This is a genomic window from Pseudoxanthomonas japonensis (assembly GCF_043632995.1).
Classification (GTDB): Bacteria; Pseudomonadota; Gammaproteobacteria; order Xanthomonadales; family Xanthomonadaceae; genus Pseudoxanthomonas_A; species Pseudoxanthomonas_A japonensis.
In genome coordinates this window covers 861223-877957 of record NZ_CP171632.1, presented here as the reverse complement: position 1 = coordinate 877957, position 16735 = coordinate 861223, and the positions used below count along the sequence as shown (strand labels likewise).

Here is a 16735-nt window from a genome sequence, read left to right as displayed (position 1 = left end):
CCGACGCTACGGCCGCCAGTTGGCGTTGCGCTCCCAGAACGCGACGCTCCGCCGATAGGCCTCGCGATCGATCGGCACGCCCGAGCCGCCCTCCTCCACGCCCAGCGCATTGCGCATCATCGTGATGGGCGCCATCGGGATCTCTTCCGGCGTCTGCGTGTACAGGCAACCGACGATGCCCCAGTCGCCCTCGATCGAAGCCCCCTCCTTCGCCAGCTGCACCGCGCTGTAGAGGATCACGACCAGGTAGTCGGCCACCGGCGGTTCCACGCCTTCGAACCAGCGCACCAGCACAGGCAGTTCGGTCGACGAACGCGCCTCGTAGGACGAGCGGAGCAGGTGCCGGTTGTCGTCGGTGACGGGGACCGTCAGGCAGCGGGTCGACGTCCAGTTGCGATGCACGTGCAGCCGGCAGAACGGCGCATAGCCGTCCAGCACGGCCACGGGCGTTTCCCCGTTGAGGCGCTGCTCGAAAGCCTCTGGGGTGCAGTACTGGATGGCATTGCGGCGCCTGTCGGCGGGAAACAGGCGCGTGCGGGCGAACGGGGTGAGAACGATGGTCATGCAGTGGCCTCCGAAATCATCGCGACAGCGTACCCGTCACGCCCTGTCGCCGCGTCCGGCGCCGCGCATGCCGCCGGGGGGGGAGCCGATCAATATCCATCCGGATGAAGCGATATACTTCCCGCACGATCCGAACGGCGCTGCCCATGCCCTCCCTGAGTTTCGAGTTCTACCCGCCCAAGACCGATGAGCAGCGCGCGCAGCTGGACCGCACCGCCGGCAAGTTGAAGGCGTACGGGCCGGAATATGTGTCCTGCACGTTCGGCGCGGGCGGCTCCACGCTCAGCTACACCTCCGAGACCGTCCGCCACCTCAACCAGCACCACGGCTTCGACGCCGCGCCGCACCTGTCCTGCGTGGGCGGCAGCCGCGAGGAAATCCGCGAGCTGCTGCGCCTCTATCGCGCGCTGGGCTGCAAGCGCATCGTCGCGCTGCGCGGCGACCTGCCGTCCGGCATGGGGCATCCCGGCGACCTGCGCTATGCGTCCGAGCTGATCGACTTCATCCGGGCCGAGCATGGCGACACCTTCCATATCGAAGTCGGCGCCTACCCTGAAACGCATCCGCAAGCGGAAGACGCCCTGACCGACCTGCGCCACTTCAAGGCCAAGGTCGACGCCGGCGCCGACGGTGCGATTACCCAGTATTTCTACAACCCGGACGCCTACTTCCACTTCGTGGACGCCGTACGCAGGCTCGGCGTGGAGATTCCGATCATCCCGGGCATCATGCCGATCTCCAACTTCTCGCAGCTGCGCCGGTTTTCCGAAGCCTGTGGCGCGGAGATCCCGCGCTGGATCGGCAAGCGCATGCAGGCGTTGGGCGATGACGCCGATGCGATCCGGGACTTCGGCGCCGACGTGGTGGCTAACCTGTGCGAACGCCTCGTGGCCGGCGGCGCACCGTCGCTTCATTTCTACACGCTCAACCTGGCCAAGCCGACCCAGACCGTCCTGTCGCGGCTGGGCTGGACGGCCTGAGTTCCCTGCTGGCCGTCCGACCGGCAGGTGAATGGCAACGCCGTTCCGTGCGCGCGTGCCATGACCGGATGGACGCACCGCATTAGGCTGCGGCATGCGATCCGTTCTCCTCCTCGCCTGCCTGTTGGTCCTCGCCGGATTTCGTGCGCCACCCGCGGTGGCTCAACAGCAGGGCGTGCAGCGTTGCACCACGATGTCCGGCGAAACGGTGTACACCGACAAGCGCTGCGAGGACGTGGGCGCCATGGATCGCCTGCCGTCGACCACCAGCACGAACCCCAGCGGTGCGCTGTACCGCGGCGGCTGTTCGCGCACGCTCAGCGACCTGGTGATGCAGGTGTCGTCCGCGATCCAGGCACGGGACGTGAACCGCCTCGCCGGGGTCTACCACTGGACGGGCACGTCGGATGCCGGCGCGCTGCGCGTCCTCGACCGGCTGGACGTGGTGGTGCAGCGCCCGCTGGTCGATATCGTGCCGATCCGCCCCGCCCCCGCACCGGTACTCGATGCGGAAGGCGCGGTGGTCGATGCGAACCAGGACGGCTACTACCCGCAGACCACCACCCAACGGCAGCGTCCGGTCGGACTGCGCGTGGTACAGACGCTGAAGAACAGCGCGACGCCCGCGGACACGACGTTCGGATTGCGGCGCGCCTACAACTGCTTCTGGATCACGCTCTAGCGGGCGTCGGCTCCATCAGGCGTCGCGCGACGCTGCGCCACCCGGCTCGTCGGACGGCGCGCCGCGATCCGGCGTGAACCGCAGCGTGGCCACCACCCCCTTCGGCTCGCCCGGACGCACACCCACCTGCCACCCGTACAACGCGCACAGGCGGCTGACGATCGACAGGCCGATGCCGCCGCCCTGCGAGTGGCCGGCATGGGTGCCACGGTAGCCACGTTCGAACAGGCGCGCCGCGTCCTCCTTGCTCAGGCCGGGACCGGAGTCGATCACCTCCACGGCATCCGGCAGCAGGCGCACGACCACCTCGCCTTCCTTGGTGTACTTCACCGCGTTGCCGATCAGGTTGCCCAGGGCGACCGACAGCGCGGCCTCGGGCGAATCCACGGTCACACCGCCCTCGCCTTCGACGCGCAGCACCAGCGGCTTGCCGCCCAGCGTGGCGCGGTGGGCATCAAGCAACTGGTCGACGACGCGCGCGACATCGGTATTGCCGTGGCCGCGTTCGTTCCGCGACAGCAGCAGCAGCGCGCTGATCAGGTCCGTGCATTGCTGCTCGGCACGCTGGATGCGCTGGATGCGGGTGCGCGTCTTCTCGTCCATGTCCGGCCGCGACAGCATCAGCTCGACCGAACCGCGGATGATGGCCAGCGGCGTACGCAGCTCGTGGCTGACGTCGGCGTTGAACTCGCGGTCGCGCTGGACGACTTCGGTCAGACGACCGGAGTAGTCGTCCAGCGCCTTGGCCAGTTCGCCCACCTCGTCCTGCGGGAAATGCGGGGCAAGCGGGCGCGGGTTGCTGCTGCCGCGGTAAGCGCGTAGCCGCGCCGCCAGTTCGGACACCGGGCTCATCACGCGGGAGGCGGACCACCAGCCGACTACCAGCGAAAACACGGTGAATACGAGGATGGATCCGTACACGGCGCGCTTGAACTGCACCTCCGCGCGCGCTGTTTGCCCCATGTCGTAGGCGAGGAAGAACCAGATCTGAGGCGTCTTCCTCACCCCCAGCTTGAAGGGGTAGGCCTTCCCGTCGTCACCGATGTCGGTGATGTTGTGGATGCCGTCCGGCAACGCATACCACTCGGGCTTGTTGATCCGGAGGCTTTCGAACTTGTCCGGCAGGTAGTAGTACGCCTTCACCTGCTCGAACGGTGCGCCGATCACCTGGCCATCGCTCTGCGCGAACCGCCGCCACGACTCGTCCAAGTTGCGGTTCATCACGTCTTCGACCAGCTGGTCCTCGACGCGCTGGCGCGCGACGATGGTCGCGTAGGCAAACAGTACCGTCAGACCAAAGCCCAGCAGCACGAACGACAGGATGATGCGGGTGCGCAGCCGCCGCCGGAAGCGGCGGTGGCGGCGGGGTTTCGACGACTCAGTTGCTGGCATCGGGCGCGGCGATGCGGTATCCGATGCCGTGGCGCGTCTGGATGTAGGGCGAGTCGAACGGCTTGTCCACCACGGCGCGCAGACCGTGGATGTGCACACGCAGGGAGTCGGAATCCGGAAGCTCTTCCCCCCACACGCGCGTTTCCAGTTCCTGACGCGTCACCACGGCGGGCGAGGCTTCCATCAAGGCCTGCAGGATCTTCAAGGCGGTCGGGTTCAACTGCAGCAGCTTGCCTTGGCGACGGACTTCCAGCGTGTCCAGGTTGTACTCCAGTTCGCCGACCTCCAGTACGCGCGTCTGCACGCCCTTGCCACGGCGCGACAGCGCGTTCAGACGCACCTCGACTTCCTGCAGCGCGAACGGCTTGATCAGGTAGTCGTCGGCACCGGAATCGAAGCCGGCCAGCTTGTTGTCCAGCGAATCGCGCGCGGTCAGCATCAGCACCGGCGTCTGCTTGCGCGCCTCGTTGCGGAGCTTGCGGCAGACCTCCAGCCCGTCCATGCCAGGTAGGTTGAGGTCGAGGACGATCGCATCGAACTCATGCACCACCGCCAGATGCAGACCGGTCACGCCGTCGGCCGCGAAGTCGACGGTATGCCCCCGCTCTTCCAGGTAGTCGCCGAGGTTGGCGGCGATATCGCTGTTGTCTTCGATGACGAGGATTCGCATTGCGTGTTCCTTCAGCGCTGGGACGAAGTGGCCGAATCGGTGAGGTCCTTGCGGGCCCGTTCCGTCTGGCGATTGCGCTGTAGCGCGGTCATGCATTGGGTGGTGGTGCGGTTCGAGCCGATCTGCTTCTCGCGACGGCAGATGAGCCGGCTGTCCTCGGCGGCCCGCGACAGCAGCGAATTGACCAGTTCCTGGTCGTTGAACACCCGTACCTTCTGCGCCTCGTCCAGCGCGGCAACGCCACCGGCGTCGTGAAGCAGGCTTCCCATCCGCTGAAGCGCTTCGGTCACCTTGCTCCGATCGCTGTCTGACAGTTCGCTGTAAGTCTTGCCATCTGCCAGGTCGGCCTCGATGGATTGCCGCTGCGCATCGAAGGACTGGTGGACATCCATCGCCATGCGCTCGCTGCGCGCGCTGTTCCCGGAACCGATACTGGCAAACGCATTGGCCGATACCAGCAGCAGGGCCAATGCGGGAGTCCATGCGAACTTGTACATCCATTACCTCGTGTGGGGGGAGTGCGAACGCAGAGAGTAACAGCCGTTGCGCTACCGACGATGCCCGGCCGTGCGTCCCGGATTCTGACATGCCGCACGCAAAGGACACCGGTCGAAGGTCACGACAAAAAGGCCCAGGCGGGTGGTCGCCCGCCTGGGCCAAACAATTGCCCCGATTACCGTAATCCTGTGCTTTCCAGATGTATCCACCGGGAGGAACGCAGAGCTTCGGTCCGGACAAGGCTACGCGGTTTTCGATTAAACCACCGTTAAAGAGCGCGTTAATTCTGCGTGAAATCGCGGCTCGTGATCACGGGCTGCAGCCCCGAGCCCTATTCAGCCCGGGCGGCGAGATGGTCAACGATGCAGCCCGCCACATCCACGCCGCAGACGGCCTCGATGCCCTCCAGGCCGGGCGTCGAATTCACCTCGAGCACCAGGGGACCGCGCTGGGCGCGGATCAGGTCCACCCCCGCGACGCCCAGCCCGAGCACCTTCGCAGCCCGGATGGCCACCGCCCGCTCTTCTTCCGTGGCCTCGGCCAGCAGCGCGGTACCGCCGCGGTGGAGGTTGGAACGGAAATCGCCCTCCGGCGCCTGCCGGCGCATCGACGCCACCACGTCGTCGCCCACCACGAAGCAGCGCAGGTCGGCGCCCTCGGCCTCGCCGATGAATTCCTGCACCACGAAGCTGGCATAGAGACCCCGCAGGGCCTCCACCACGCTGCGCGAGGCGGAGGGCTTCTCGGTCAGCATCACACCGGCGCCCTGCGCGCCCTCGTTCAACTTGATGACGTGCGGAGGGGGGCCCAGCATCGACAACAGGTCGGCCGTGTCGTCCGGGTTGTCGCCGAAGACGGTCACCGGCAAGTCGATGCCCTGCGCCGCCAGCAACTGGTGCGCACGCAGTTTGTCGCGCGCCCGCAGGATGGCGTCGGAAGGATTGGGGCTGTAGGTACCCATCAGTTCGAACTGGCGCAGCACCGCGGTGCCGTAACGGGTGATCGACGCGCCGATGCGGGGAATGACGGCGTCGTAGCCCGCCAGCGACCGCCCCTTGTAGCGCAGCTGGAACCCCTTGGACGAGATGCGCATGTAGCAGCGCAGCGGATCCAGTACGCGGACCGTGTGCCCGCGCTGCCGTGCGGCCTCGACCAGGCGGCGCGTCGAGTACAGCTTGCCGTTGCGCGACAGGATGGCGAGCTTCATGGAGAGTCAGTCAGCGGGGCTCGCACAGAGCATGCCACGCCCGGAAGCCGGGGCGATGACAGGACGGGGGAGCGGAATGGAGCGGGTGATGGGAATCGAACCCACGCTAGCAGCTTGGGAAGCTGCAGTTCTACCATTGAACTACACCCGCACGATAGCGCGAGTCTATGCCGCGGCGCTCGGCAAGGCAATGCGGCGCCAGCTCATGGCGCCGCATTGCCGGTGGTCAATCAGAAGCCGCCGCTCAAGGTCATGAAGGCGGTGGTGTTGGTGCCGCCACCCTGGTTGACCGTGGTGTTCACGCCCAGGTTGGCGTCGAACCCGAACAGTTTCGTGCGCGCACCCAGCAGCAGCGTGCCGTAGCTGTCGTCGGTATCCAGGCCCGGCACTGCGTAGGGCGCCGTGCCCGGCATCGACAACGACTGCGCGAACACTTCCGCCGCCGGGTCCTCGAACTCGCGGTCGATCGTCAGGCGGGCATACGGCGCCAGGTGATCGTTGATCGCATAGCTGACCTGCCAGCCGGCGCTGCCGATCAGCGAATCGAAGTCCTGGTCCGGATACGCCAGCGCGGTCGAGTTGACGTTGCTTTCGCTGTAACCGTCCATCTCGATGGTCTGCGACACCACGCTCACCACCGGGCCGTGACGGAGCGCGCCATCACCGAACTCGTAGCCCGCGCTCGCACCGACGGTCAGGTTGGTGCCGTCCGGCGAGCCGCTGTGCCGGCGCGTCACGCCGCCCAACTGCACTTCGCGGTCCACGTCGTACGAGAGCCAGCTGTAGCTGACCTGCGCATTCGCCCACAGGTGGTCGCCGTACCAGCCGGCGAAGCCGCCGAGCGTGGCATCGGATTCGTCGAAGCTGCCGCGGCGCAGGCCGAAGTCGTACTTCGCACGGCCGTAGCCCGCGAAGGCGCCATAGACCCACGAACCACGCGACCAGTCCACGCCGAACGTGCCCATCGGGCCCGCGCCGTCGTATAGATTGCCGTCGTCGTAGCGCAGGAAATCGCCGCGCACGTCGCCCCACCAGCGCATGCCGTCGGCCTCGGGCTTGCCTGCCACGTGCGAGGCCACCCGATCTGCGCGAGCGCGGCCATGTACCGACGCGGTGTAGGGCAGCAGCGCGATCTGGCGCGGACCTTCCAGCACCGAGACCGCGTACTGGGACAGGATGCCGTGTGCCTTCGACGAGGGATGCACGCCATCGGCGAAGGCGTACACGTCGGCCGCGTTGGGGGTGGCGTAGTTGAGCGGGCTGCAGGTGACCGACGAGGCGGTGATCTGCGGATTGCAGGCGGTGCCTGTGACGTTGCCGAACCCGTACTCGGCCGGGCTGGCCACGATCTCGCGCAGCAGCGTGAAGGTATCCAGCGGGATCACGCGCAGGCCGGCGGTGTTGAGGGCGCCGAACAGCGAGGTGTTGTAGGTGGTGGCCAGCTGCGTGCCAGTGGCCTGCGCGGTCGCACCGCCGGCACGGAACTGCGGCGTCACGCCCAGGTCGGGAATCGTCGGCACCAGGATGTAGCGCGCGCCGGCGTTCTGCAGCGTGCCGATGATGCCGACCTGCGCGGTCACGGCACCGCCGATCGTGGTCGTGGGATTGGCCCCACCGACCACCGCGAACAGGTCGTTCGCACCGCCCCACACCGTGTACAGCGCATTCGGATCGGCGCGTCCGCCATTGGCGGACAGGTAGCTGGTCAACTGCGTGGTCATCGACGGAATCGGACCCAGCGCACCCGAGGTATTGGTGCCCACGCGGGCGCCGCCGACGGCGTAGTTGGTGCCACCCTGGTTGGCGCTGCCGGCGCCGGTGCCGTAGTACTCGGCCAGGTATTCGGACCACACCAGGCCCGGATTGGTGGTGAAGCGGCCGAGGATGGCGCCGTTCGGACCGACCGCCTGGATCAGCGCCGGACGGAAGTGCCCGGAGTCGGTCAGGCTGTCGCCGAAGAAGACGGTCTGGGAATACGGACTGTCGCCGGCAAGGGTGGGCGCGGCCGCCACCGCCAGCGCAACGGCCAGCAGGGAACGGACGGGCGAGAAGGAACGCTTCATGGAATCTCCGGGGCAAGGGATGGAAGGACTGCGCGCCGGCTCTGCCGTACGGCTGCGCATGGCGCGCATCGTTCCACCAAGCCCGTCGGCGTACACGCTGCAATGCGGCAAGCCACCGCACCATCGGCGACAATGCCGGCATGGACATCCAGTTGAATGGGCAGCCGCAGGCGCTGCCCGAGCAGAGCACCATCGCCGACCTCCTCCACTCGCAGGGCCTGGCCGAGCGCCGCGTGGCCATCGAGGTCAACGGCGAGATCATCCCCCGCGGCCAGCACGCGCAGCACACGCTCATGGCCGGTGACCGCGTCGAGATCGTGCACGCGCTCGGCGGCGGCTGAGCGCCAGGGCTGTCGTCGACGGGACGCACCGGCGTCACATGGGCGATAATCGCCGCATGTCGAACACCGCCCCCCATGACCCGCTGGTGATCGCGGGCAAGACCTACCGTTCCCGCCTGCTGACCGGCACCGGCAAGTTCAAGGACTTCGAGGAAACCCGCCTGGCCGCCGAGGCCGCGGGCGCCGAGATCGTCACCGTCGCCATCCGCCGCACCAACCTGGGCCAGTCGCCCAACGAGCCCAACCTGCTCGACGTGCTGCCGCCGGACAGGTACACCATCCTGCCCAACACCGCTGGCTGCTACACCGCCACCGACGCCGTGCGTACCTGCCGGCTGGCGCGCGAGCTGCTCGACGGCCACACCCTGGTGAAGCTCGAAGTACTGGGCGACCAGAAGACCCTCTACCCCGACGTCGTGCAGACGCTGGCCGCCGCCGAGACGCTGGTGGCCGACGGTTTCCAGGTGATGGTCTACACCAGCGACGACCCCATCCTCGCCCGCCGCCTGGAAGATATCGGCTGCGTGGCGGTCATGCCGCTGGCCGCGCCGATCGGGTCCGGCCTGGGCGTGCAGAACAAGTACAACCTGCTGGAAATCATCGAGAACGCCAAGGTGCCCGTGCTGGTCGATGCCGGCGTCGGCACCGCGTCCGATGCGGCCATCGCCATGGAGCTGGGCTGCGACGGCGTGCTGATGAACACCGCCATCGCCGGCGCCCGGCATCCCGTGCTGATGGCGAGCGCGATGAGGAAGGCCGTGGAAGCCGGCCGCGAAGCCTTCCTGGCCGGCCGCATCCCCCGCAAGCGCAATGCCTCCGCGTCCAGCCCGATCGACGGCCTGATCGGCTGATGACGGACCCGTTCTCCAGTCCCGGCGCCAAGACGCCACCCAAGCCCTTCACCCTGACCGAAGGCCGGCGCGAAGTCCGCAGCTTCGTGCTGCGGCAGGGCCGCTTCACCGAGGCGCAGCAGCGCGCGTTCGACACGCAATGGCCGCGCTTCGGGCTGGATTACACCGGCGACCCGCGCGACTACGACGCGGTGTTCGGGCGCACTGCGCCGCGCGTGCTGGAAATCGGCTTCGGCAACGGCGAGGCATTGCGCTTCGCCGCTGCGCACGACACGGCACGCGACTACCTCGGTCTGGAAGTGCATGCGCCCGGCGTCGGCCGGTTGTTGAACGCGCTGGCCGAAGACGGCAGCGATCACGTGCGCATCTACCACCACGATGCGGTGGAAGTGCTGCAGCACGAAGTCGCCGATGGCGCGCTGGACGAGGTCCGCATCTACTTTCCGGATCCGTGGCACAAGAAGCGCCACAACAAGCGCCGGCTGGTACAACCGGCCTTCGCCGCCCTGATCGCACGCAAGCTGCGCCCGGGTGGTCGCCTGCACTGCGCCACCGACTGGGAGGCCTACGCCGAGCACATGTGGGACGTGCTGGACGCGACCGCGGGCCTGGCCAACCGCGCCGGACCGCGCGGCAGCGTGCCACGCCCCGAATGGCGCCCGCAGACGCATTTCGAGACCCGCGGCCAGAAGCTCGGCCATGGGGTGTGGGATCTTCTGTACGACAAGCCGGGAATGGGGAGTGGGGACTAGGGAATGGACGAGACAGCCCGCCCACGTCCCCGTGCACGTTTCAGGCCGCTAGGCAGATTGGTCTTCGCCGATTCCCGATTCCCGACTCCCGATTCCCGCCTGCCGTAATGGACAACGCGCTGACGCTGACCAACGACATGAAGCTCGTCCTCGGGCTGGTCGGCTTCACGATGGCGATGTTCCTGTTCGAGCGCATCCGCGCCGACCTGGTGGCGCTGGTGGTGCTGGTGGTGCTGGGCATCACCGGACTGATCGCACCGGAAGAGATCTTCGGCGGCTTCTCCGGCAACGCGGTGATGAGCATCATCGCGACCATGATCCTGGGCGCCGGCCTGGACCGCACCGGCGCCTTGAACCGGTTAGCCTCCTGGCTGCTGCGGCGCGGGCACGGCATCGAGCAGCGGCTGCTGCTGATGACCACCGCCATCGCCAGCCTCAACTCGTCCTTCATGCAGAACCCGTCGGTGATGGCGCTGTTCATGCCGGTCGCCTCGCGCCTGTCCTCGCGCACCGGGCTGTCGATGCAGCGACTGCTGCTGCCGATCGCCGCCGCCATCGTCATGGGCGGCGCGTTCACCATGGTCGGCAACTCGCCGCTGATCCTGCTCAACGACCTGCTGGTGTCGGCCAACAACAACCTGCCCTCGGGCATGGCCACGCTGGAACCATTGCGCATGTTCGCGCCGTGGCCGATCGGCCTGGCGCTGGTGATCGCCTCGCTGGTGTATTTCCGTTACTTCGGCGACCGCAAGCTCAAGGACGAGACGCAGGACAGCGACGGCGCGGTGACGCCCGCCCGCACCGAGAGCTACTTCGCCAACACCTACGGCATCGAAGGCGACGTGTTCGAACTGGTGGTCAGCGCCGAGAGCCCGCTGGTGGGCATGTCGCTGGGCGAGGCCGAAGCCCTGCACGACGCACCGCTGATGCTGGCGCTGCAGACCGGCAACGACACGCGCCTGTCGCCGCCGGCGGACATGCGCATCTGGGTGGGCAGCGTGCTGGGCGTGATGGGGTCGCGACAGGACGTCGGCGACTTCGCGCAGAACCAGTTCCTGCGCATGTCCTCGCGCCTGCGCCACTTCGGCGACCTGTTCAATCCCAGCCGCGCCGGCATCTCCGAGGCGGTGGTGCCGCCCACCTCGAAGTTCATCGGCAAGACCGCGCGCGAGTTGCGCCTGCGCAAGCAGAACGGCATCAGCCTGCTGGCGATCAACCGCGACAAGAAGGTCATCCGCGAGAACGTGCGCGACGAGAAGCTGCGCGCCGGCGACATGCTGGTGTTCCACAGCATCTGGCAGGACCTGGGCCTGGCGGCGGAAAGCCGCGACTTCGTGGTGGTGACCGACTATCCGAAGGGCGAGCAGCGGCCGCACAAGTTCAAGATCGCAATGACGATCTTCGCCATCACCATCCTCATCGCGCTGACCTCCAAGCTGCCCGTCGCACTGACGCTGATGACCGGCGTCGCCGGCATGCTGCTGACCGGCGTGCTGCGGATGGACGAGGCCTACGGCGCGATCAACTGGAAGACGGTGTTCCTGATGGCGGGGCTGATCCCGCTGGGCTGGGCGATGGACAGCAGCGGTGCGGCGGCGTGGGTGGCCGGGCATACGGTCGAGCGCCTGCCGGACGGCATTCCGGTATGGGCGCTGGAAATCGCCATCGCCCTGCTGACCACCGCGTTCTCGCTGGTCATCAGCCACGTCGGCGCAACCATCGTGATGGTGCCGATGGCGATCAACCTGGCGCTCGCCGCGGGCGGCAATCCGACCGCGTTCGCGCTGATCGTGGCGCTGTCGGCGTCCAACAACCTGATGACCGCGTCGAACCCGGTGATCTCGATGATCGTTGGGCCCGCCAACTACACCTCGCGCCAGCTGTGGCGCGTCGGCGGGCCTCTGTCGCTGGTCTATACCGTCGTGGTGGTGCTCGTCGTCAATGCCATGTTCTGGTGGAACGGGCGCCCGGGATGACGTCGCCTTCGCTGGCACTGTCCCTGCTGCCCGAGCGCTACGCGGTCGCCCAACTGTCCGCCACCTCGCCCCTGCCCGCCTGGTGGCCGACCACCGGCATGCGGCACGCCGGCTGGACCGACGACGAACTGTCGCTGGTCTGCGAAGAAGCCCATGTTCCCGACGACGTCCGCTGCCAGCGCGGCTGGCGCATGTTCAAGCTGCAGGGGCCGTTCGACTTCGCGCTGACCGGCATCCTGAAGGCGGTACTGGATCCACTGGCGGCGGCCGGCGTGGGCATCTTCGCGATCTCCACGTTCGATACCGACTATGTGCTTGTCCAAGCGCATCAGCTGGAGCCGGCATGCGATGCTCTGTCGGCCTCAGGACACGGGGTCCTTCGATGATCTCTCGCGCGTCGACGCATGTCCTCGCACTGGTTGCGGTGCTCGTCCTTGCAGCCTGTCACGCTGGTGAACCCCAAGCGCCACTCTTCGATGCCGGCGACACCATCACGTGCCCGACCTTGAAAGTGAGGACGGCTTGGGTCCTGACCGTGCGCCAAGGACCCGACTTCCTGGTGGGCGAGTACCGTTTCGCCGACACACGCAAACCCATCGCATCCCTCTATATCGGAAACCATCCTGACACGCCGACGCTGAAGTTCGTTGGCTTTCATCCGGACGGTAGCGGAGACGCTTGGTTCGCTGACGCCGCGGCGGGACGAATGTGGCCGCGCTCCTACTGGACCTTCCGCGAGAACGCCTCACGCTCCATGGCGACGACCGTGATCCGCATCGAAGTCGACTCCTACGAAGAACTCAAGACGAAAGCCCGGATTGCTCAAGCACTCGAGCGATGACGGCCCTGCGGATTCAGCGTCTGTGCGACAAGATCCGCGCCAGTACGGCGCCGAAATGCAGCCAGATCGCGGCGAACACGCCCAAGCGTGTGAGCAGGCCATGCTGCGCGGCCTCGAACTTGCGGAAGTAGCGCCACAGGCCGCGATGCTTATGCCATTCCACGAATACCGGACGCGCGCGGCTGGAGACGCCACGGATATGCAGCACGCGGATATCGTTGGCGACGGCGACCATCGCGCCCGCATCGCGCGCACGCCGGCACAGGTCCATGTCCTCGGCGTGTAGACGGTAGCCCTCGTCGAAACCGCCGATCCTGTCGAACAGCGCGCGCGGCATCAGCATCAGCGCGCCCGAAATGATGTCGACGGGCTGCAGCACCCGTTCGTCGTCGACGGGCACGCCGAGCTTCGATGCCGCCCCTGGCGAACGCAACATCGCGGCGAACTCCGGATCGCGTCGGCGCGCCGCGGTATCGCGCACACCCTCCTCGTCGACCAGATCGACCCCGAGCATCATGTCGCCCGGCGTGTCGACCGCATGCAGGCGCAAGCGCGACAACGTGTCCGCCTCGACCATCAGGTCGGGATTCACGAATGCGAGCCAGGGCGCCTGCGTGTCGCGCGCACCCTGGTTGCAGCCGACGGCGAAGCCCGGGTTGTCCGGATTGGCGATGAAGCGCAGCCGCGCATCCTGCAAGGCATGCCGCTGCACGATCTCCATGGTGTCGTCGGTCGAGGCGTTGTCGACCACGCGGATCTCGTGCACGCCGTGCGCCACGCGCAGGCGCATCAGGCAATCGTCGATGCTGGACGCGCTCTCGTGCGTCACCACCACCGCGGCAATGCCGGACACCTCAACCGAAGAGGTCACGCTGGCGCTCCGGCGAATCCGCTTGGGCATACAGCGCATGCAGCCGTTCGCGCGGCTGCCGCAGGGGATCCTCCATCAGGAAGGTCGCCAGCCGCGGCGTGAACGTGGGCCAGCGCGCGTTCAACGCATCCATGTCGCCATCCGCTGGACCGCCTTCGCCACCGCGCGCGACGAAAGCGGTTTCGCACAGGACATTCCGCCAGCCCAGGCCCGAGAGGCGCAGCGACAGGTCGACCAGCGCCGCGTACCACGAGGCGAAACTCGCGGCATCCAGTCCGCCGACGCGCTTACGCGCACTGCCGCGCAGCACCACCGCGTGCGCGACGGCGGCCGGCAATTCGGGATGCAGGGGCGGTAGCGCCGCGCAGGCCAGCGCCGTGCGCTCGCGGTCCTCCGGCGGCGGCATCACCTCGCCGAGCCGGGGCCATGCCGCGGTTTCGCCGGCGTTGCACCACGGCGTGGCCGTGGCGATGGCGGCGTCGCGCGCCAGGCAGGCGGACAGCTGCTGCAGCCAGCCCGGCAGCGGCTGGGCATCGGGGGCCAGCAGCACCACGTCGGCATCGCCGCAGGCGGACAGCATCTCGTCGACATGCGCCACTTCGCCGACCATCCGTGGCCGGCGCGTGTAGTCCGCCTGCAGCGCGGTGCGGGCCAGCCAGCGTTCGATGATGGCCAAACCGCGCGGCCCCGCCTGCGCGTCGTCCGCCAGCCACACGCGCGTGCCGGCGGGCGTGCCGGCATCGAGCGCGCCCAGGCAGGCATCCAGGGCATCGTCGTCCGTGCCGACCGGCAACAGGACGACCGGCAGGGGCGATGCGTTACCGGGGGTCACTTCTTCGGCGGCGCGTAGAGCGGATCCAGGGCACGGAAACGCTGGCCGTATTCGTCGGTCAGGTTGCGCGCTTCCTGCGGGTTGCGGACGATCGTCGGCGTGATCAGCACGATCACCTCGCTGCGCTCGCTGCTGGTGGACTTCCTGCCGAACAGCGCACCGATCACCGGCAGGCGGCTCAGGCCGGGAATGCCGGCGGATCCTTCCGTCGCACTGTCGCTGATGAGGCCCGCCAGCATCACGGTCTGCCCGGCTTCCACCGCGGCTTCGGTCTTCATGCGGCGCGTGTTGATGCGCACGTTGCCGTTGGCATCGGGTTCGCTGCCCGGCGAACTGACTTCCTGCACGATGTCCAGGAACACCATGCCGTCGCGGGTGACGCGCGGGCGCACCTTCAGGATCACGCCGGTATCCAGGTACTGCACCTGGCTGAAGGTGTTGTCCGTGCCGAGTCCGGGATTGACGGTCACCGACGAGATCGGGATGCGGCTGCCGACGTTGAGGGTGGCCTCGGCGTTGTTGCGCACGAACACGGAAGGCGTCTGCAGCAGGCGCACGTCGCTGACTTCGTCCAGCGCGGTGATCACCGCCGCGGCATCGTTCTTGACCAGCGTCCAGACGGCACCCGCGCCGCTCACGCCGCCGATGCTGCCGGCGAGCGTGCTCCACTTGCTGGGACCGCTCACCCCGGGCGTGCCGCCCGGCGGATTGAAGGGCCCAAGACCGTTGTCGGTCATGGCGCGCTCGAGGTACCAGTTGACGCCGTAGCTCAGGTCGCCGGTCAGCGAGACCTCCGCGATCTGCGCCTCGATGTGCACCTGCATCGGCATCACGTCGAGCTTCTCGACGACTTCGCGGATCGAGTTCCAGGCGCTGGGGCTGGCGCGCACGAGCAAGGTGTTGGTTTCCTCGACGGCCGCCACACCGACGCGGTTGCCGTCGACTTCCAGCGTGACCGCACCGTTGCCGCTGTCCCGCTGGTTGAGCGACAGCGAACCGCTGCCCAGGCCGCCGGTCCCGCTGCTTCCGCTGCTGCCGAAGTCCACGCTGCCGCCGTTGCCGTTGAGGCCGCCGTCGTTGATCTGCACGGGGTCCGTGCCCGGCATCAGCGAGACGTTGCCCGCCCCACCGGTCGACCGCTCGTTACCGGACCCGCTGCCGCCCGAGGACCCGAACACTTCCGACAGCCGCTGCGCGAGTTCGCGCGCCTTGATGTATTTCAGTTCGTAGGAGAACAGCCGGCTGCCTTCGCCCGCGCCGTCGATGCGTTCGAGCCACTGCTGGATCTGGTCCAGGTAGGCGGGCTGCGGTGTGATCACCAGCACCGCGTTGGCGCCTTCCAGCGGCATGAAGCGGAACATGCCGGCGCTCGGCGTCTTGCTGTCGTTGCCGAACACCTTCTCCAGGTCGGCGACCACGCGCGTCGCGCGACCCGACTGCAGCGGGAAGACGCCGACCGACATGCCGGACAGCCAGTCCACGTCGAAGATCTCGACGGTGCGCAGGTAGTTCTCCAGTTCGGTGCGCGTGCCCGCGAGCGTGATGACGTTGCGGGTGCCGTCGATGCTGACGATGGCGTTCGGGCGCGCGTATGGCTCCAGCACCTTCTTCATCTCGCTGGCGGAGATGAAGCGCAGCGGCACCACGCGCACCTCGTAACCGCGCGCGCTGGACGCCGGGCCGGTGCGCGGCGCCACGCTGCCCGCGAGCGCCTGGTCGGACGGGATGATGTTGTAGCGCCCGCCGCTGTAGACCAGGCGGGCGTTGTTCCAGCCGAGCACCATCTCCAGCAGGTTCAGCGCTTCGGCTGGCGACACCGGCTTGGGCGTGCCCAGCGTGACCGTGCCCTGCACGCCCGGTGCGATCACGTAGTTCTGCCCCAGCATGTCGCCGAGGATGGCCTTGACCACGGCATGGACGGACTCGCCTTCGAAGTTGAAGGTGGCCGACCCACTGCTCGCACCGCCCAGCGAAGGCACCGGCGCGGCGGCCGCGCTGCGGTTGATCATCTGCCCGTTGCCGCGGCGGACCTGCGCCTGCGGACCCGTCTCCGGCGCGTCGGCCTCGGACAGCGGCGTGGTCTGCGCATTGCCCGGCACGATGCCCGTCGGCGTCGTCGCCCCGCGGTGCATCTCCGCCACGGGCGCGCTGGCGCACCCGGCCAGCAGGCCCAGGCAGAGGGAAAACAGGATCACACGTAACGTCATGCCGGCAC

17 protein-coding genes and 1 tRNA gene are annotated in these 16735 nt (G+C 67.8%); 8 read left to right on the top strand and 10 right to left on the bottom strand.

From position 1 onward, the window contains the following. Positions 1 to 6: 6 nt before the first annotated feature. Positions 7 to 564, bottom strand: a complete 558-nt coding sequence (locus ACGHX3_RS03895) for a DUF3228 family protein (RefSeq protein ID WP_394696461.1) — start codon at positions 562 to 564, stop codon at positions 7 to 9. Between the two features lie 146 nt (positions 565 to 710). Between ACGHX3_RS03895 and metF the strand changes: the two genes are divergently transcribed. Beyond that, entirely contained in the window at positions 711 to 1544 is an 834-nt protein-coding gene (metF, locus tag ACGHX3_RS03890) for a methylenetetrahydrofolate reductase [NAD(P)H] (protein WP_213601008.1), read from the top strand. Positions 1545 to 1638: 94 nt separating this feature from the next. Further along, on the top strand, positions 1639 to 2226 hold the full coding sequence (locus tag ACGHX3_RS03885; RefSeq protein WP_394696460.1) for a hypothetical protein: 588 nt from the start codon (positions 1639 to 1641) through the stop codon (positions 2224 to 2226). A gap of 15 nt (positions 2227 to 2241) precedes the next feature. Here the strand turns inward: ACGHX3_RS03885 and ACGHX3_RS03880 are convergent, their stop codons facing one another. The 6 genes from ACGHX3_RS03880 to ACGHX3_RS03855 all read right to left on the bottom strand — a co-directional run bounded on the left by ACGHX3_RS03880 (position 2242) and on the right by ACGHX3_RS03855 (position 8023). After that, positions 2242 to 3618, bottom strand: coding sequence for a sensor histidine kinase (locus tag ACGHX3_RS03880; protein WP_394696459.1), 1377 nt, complete (start codon positions 3616 to 3618; stop codon positions 2242 to 2244). Then, positions 3605 to 4288, bottom strand: a complete 684-nt coding sequence (locus ACGHX3_RS03875) for a response regulator transcription factor (protein WP_093487792.1) — start codon at positions 4286 to 4288, stop codon at positions 3605 to 3607. The genes ACGHX3_RS03880 and ACGHX3_RS03875 overlap by 14 nt, the downstream gene beginning before the upstream one ends. A gap of 11 nt (positions 4289 to 4299) precedes the next feature. After that, complete coding sequence (locus tag ACGHX3_RS03870) at positions 4300 to 4785, bottom strand: hypothetical protein (protein WP_394696458.1); 486 nt, start codon at positions 4783 to 4785, stop codon at positions 4300 to 4302. Between the two features lie 332 nt (positions 4786 to 5117). Beyond that, positions 5118 to 5993 (bottom strand): 30S ribosomal protein S6--L-glutamate ligase, encoded by an 876-nt coding sequence (gene rimK / locus ACGHX3_RS03865; RefSeq protein ID WP_394696457.1) that lies wholly within the window; start codon positions 5991 to 5993, stop codon positions 5118 to 5120. 77 nt (positions 5994 to 6070) lie between these two features. Next, positions 6071 to 6144, bottom strand: a tRNA-Gly gene (locus ACGHX3_RS03860). A gap of 79 nt (positions 6145 to 6223) precedes the next feature. Beyond that, complete coding sequence (locus ACGHX3_RS03855) at positions 6224 to 8023, bottom strand: autotransporter domain-containing protein (protein ID WP_394697234.1); 1800 nt, start codon at positions 8021 to 8023, stop codon at positions 6224 to 6226. Positions 8024 to 8196: 173 nt separating this feature from the next. Between ACGHX3_RS03855 and thiS the strand changes: the two genes are divergently transcribed. From thiS to ACGHX3_RS03825, 6 genes are all read left to right on the top strand, one after another. Further along, on the top strand, positions 8197 to 8397 hold the full coding sequence (gene thiS / locus ACGHX3_RS03850) for a sulfur carrier protein ThiS (protein ID WP_394696456.1): 201 nt from the start codon (positions 8197 to 8199) through the stop codon (positions 8395 to 8397). A 56-nt stretch (positions 8398 to 8453) separates the two neighbouring features. Further along, a complete protein-coding gene (locus ACGHX3_RS03845; protein WP_394696455.1) occupies positions 8454 to 9248 on the top strand; it encodes a thiazole synthase in 795 nt (264 codons plus the stop codon). After that, on the top strand, positions 9248 to 10000 hold the full coding sequence (gene trmB, locus ACGHX3_RS03840) for a tRNA (guanosine(46)-N7)-methyltransferase TrmB (RefSeq protein WP_394696454.1): 753 nt from the start codon (positions 9248 to 9250) through the stop codon (positions 9998 to 10000). Before ACGHX3_RS03845 ends, trmB begins: the two co-directional genes overlap by 1 nt. 107 nt (positions 10001 to 10107) lie before the next feature. Continuing rightward, positions 10108 to 11976, top strand: coding sequence for an SLC13 family permease (locus tag ACGHX3_RS03835; protein WP_162336916.1), 1869 nt, complete (start codon positions 10108 to 10110; stop codon positions 11974 to 11976). Then, a complete protein-coding gene (locus ACGHX3_RS03830; protein WP_162336917.1) occupies positions 11973 to 12362 on the top strand; it encodes an ACT domain-containing protein in 390 nt (129 codons plus the stop codon). Before ACGHX3_RS03835 ends, ACGHX3_RS03830 begins: the two co-directional genes overlap by 4 nt. Then, entirely contained in the window at positions 12359 to 12817 is a 459-nt protein-coding gene (locus ACGHX3_RS03825) for a hypothetical protein (protein ID WP_394696453.1), read from the top strand. Before ACGHX3_RS03830 ends, ACGHX3_RS03825 begins: the two co-directional genes overlap by 4 nt. A gap of 13 nt (positions 12818 to 12830) precedes the next feature. Here ACGHX3_RS03825 and ACGHX3_RS03820 read toward each other — a convergent pair whose 3' ends face one another. Genes ACGHX3_RS03820 through gspD form a run of 3 tightly spaced genes read right to left on the bottom strand, consistent with a single transcriptional unit; the run spans position 12831 to position 16727 of the window. After that, on the bottom strand, positions 12831 to 13688 hold the full coding sequence (locus ACGHX3_RS03820) for a glycosyltransferase family 2 protein (protein ID WP_394696452.1): 858 nt from the start codon (positions 13686 to 13688) through the stop codon (positions 12831 to 12833). Continuing rightward, the gene (locus ACGHX3_RS03815; RefSeq protein ID WP_313929288.1) at positions 13672 to 14520 is read right to left on the bottom strand and encodes a glycosyltransferase; all 849 of its coding nucleotides are present in this window, start codon (positions 14518 to 14520) and stop codon (positions 13672 to 13674) included. Before ACGHX3_RS03815 ends, ACGHX3_RS03820 begins: the two co-directional genes overlap by 17 nt. Beyond that, complete coding sequence (gene gspD, locus ACGHX3_RS03810; protein ID WP_394696451.1) at positions 14517 to 16727, bottom strand: type II secretion system secretin GspD; 2211 nt, start codon at positions 16725 to 16727, stop codon at positions 14517 to 14519. The genes ACGHX3_RS03815 and gspD overlap by 4 nt, the downstream gene beginning before the upstream one ends. Positions 16728 to 16735: the final 8 nt, after the last annotated feature.

Coding starts and splice junctions, on each gene's coding strand:
- ACGHX3_RS03895 (WP_394696461.1), bottom strand. CDS start 564: ATGACCATCGTTCTCACCCCGTTCGCCCGCACGCGCCTGTTTCCCGCC.
- metF (WP_213601008.1), top strand. CDS start 711: ATGCCCTCCCTGAGTTTCGAGTTCTACCCGCCCAAGACCGATGAGCAG.
- ACGHX3_RS03885 (WP_394696460.1), top strand. CDS start 1,639: ATGCGATCCGTTCTCCTCCTCGCCTGCCTGTTGGTCCTCGCCGGATTT.
- ACGHX3_RS03880 (WP_394696459.1), bottom strand. CDS start 3,618: ATGCCAGCAACTGAGTCGTCGAAACCCCGCCGCCACCGCCGCTTCCGG.
- ACGHX3_RS03875 (WP_093487792.1), bottom strand. CDS start 4,288: ATGCGAATCCTCGTCATCGAAGACAACAGCGATATCGCCGCCAACCTC.
- ACGHX3_RS03870 (WP_394696458.1), bottom strand. CDS start 4,785: ATGTACAAGTTCGCATGGACTCCCGCATTGGCCCTGCTGCTGGTATCG.
- rimK (WP_394696457.1), bottom strand. CDS start 5,993: ATGAAGCTCGCCATCCTGTCGCGCAACGGCAAGCTGTACTCGACGCGC.
- thiS (WP_394696456.1), top strand. CDS start 8,197: ATGGACATCCAGTTGAATGGGCAGCCGCAGGCGCTGCCCGAGCAGAGC.
- ACGHX3_RS03845 (WP_394696455.1), top strand. CDS start 8,454: ATGTCGAACACCGCCCCCCATGACCCGCTGGTGATCGCGGGCAAGACC.
- trmB (WP_394696454.1), top strand. CDS start 9,248: ATGACGGACCCGTTCTCCAGTCCCGGCGCCAAGACGCCACCCAAGCCC.
- ACGHX3_RS03835 (WP_162336916.1), top strand. CDS start 10,108: ATGGACAACGCGCTGACGCTGACCAACGACATGAAGCTCGTCCTCGGG.
- ACGHX3_RS03830 (WP_162336917.1), top strand. CDS start 11,973: ATGACGTCGCCTTCGCTGGCACTGTCCCTGCTGCCCGAGCGCTACGCG.
- ACGHX3_RS03825 (WP_394696453.1), top strand. CDS start 12,359: ATGATCTCTCGCGCGTCGACGCATGTCCTCGCACTGGTTGCGGTGCTC.
- gspD (WP_394696451.1), bottom strand. CDS start 16,727: ATGACGTTACGTGTGATCCTGTTTTCCCTCTGCCTGGGCCTGCTGGCC.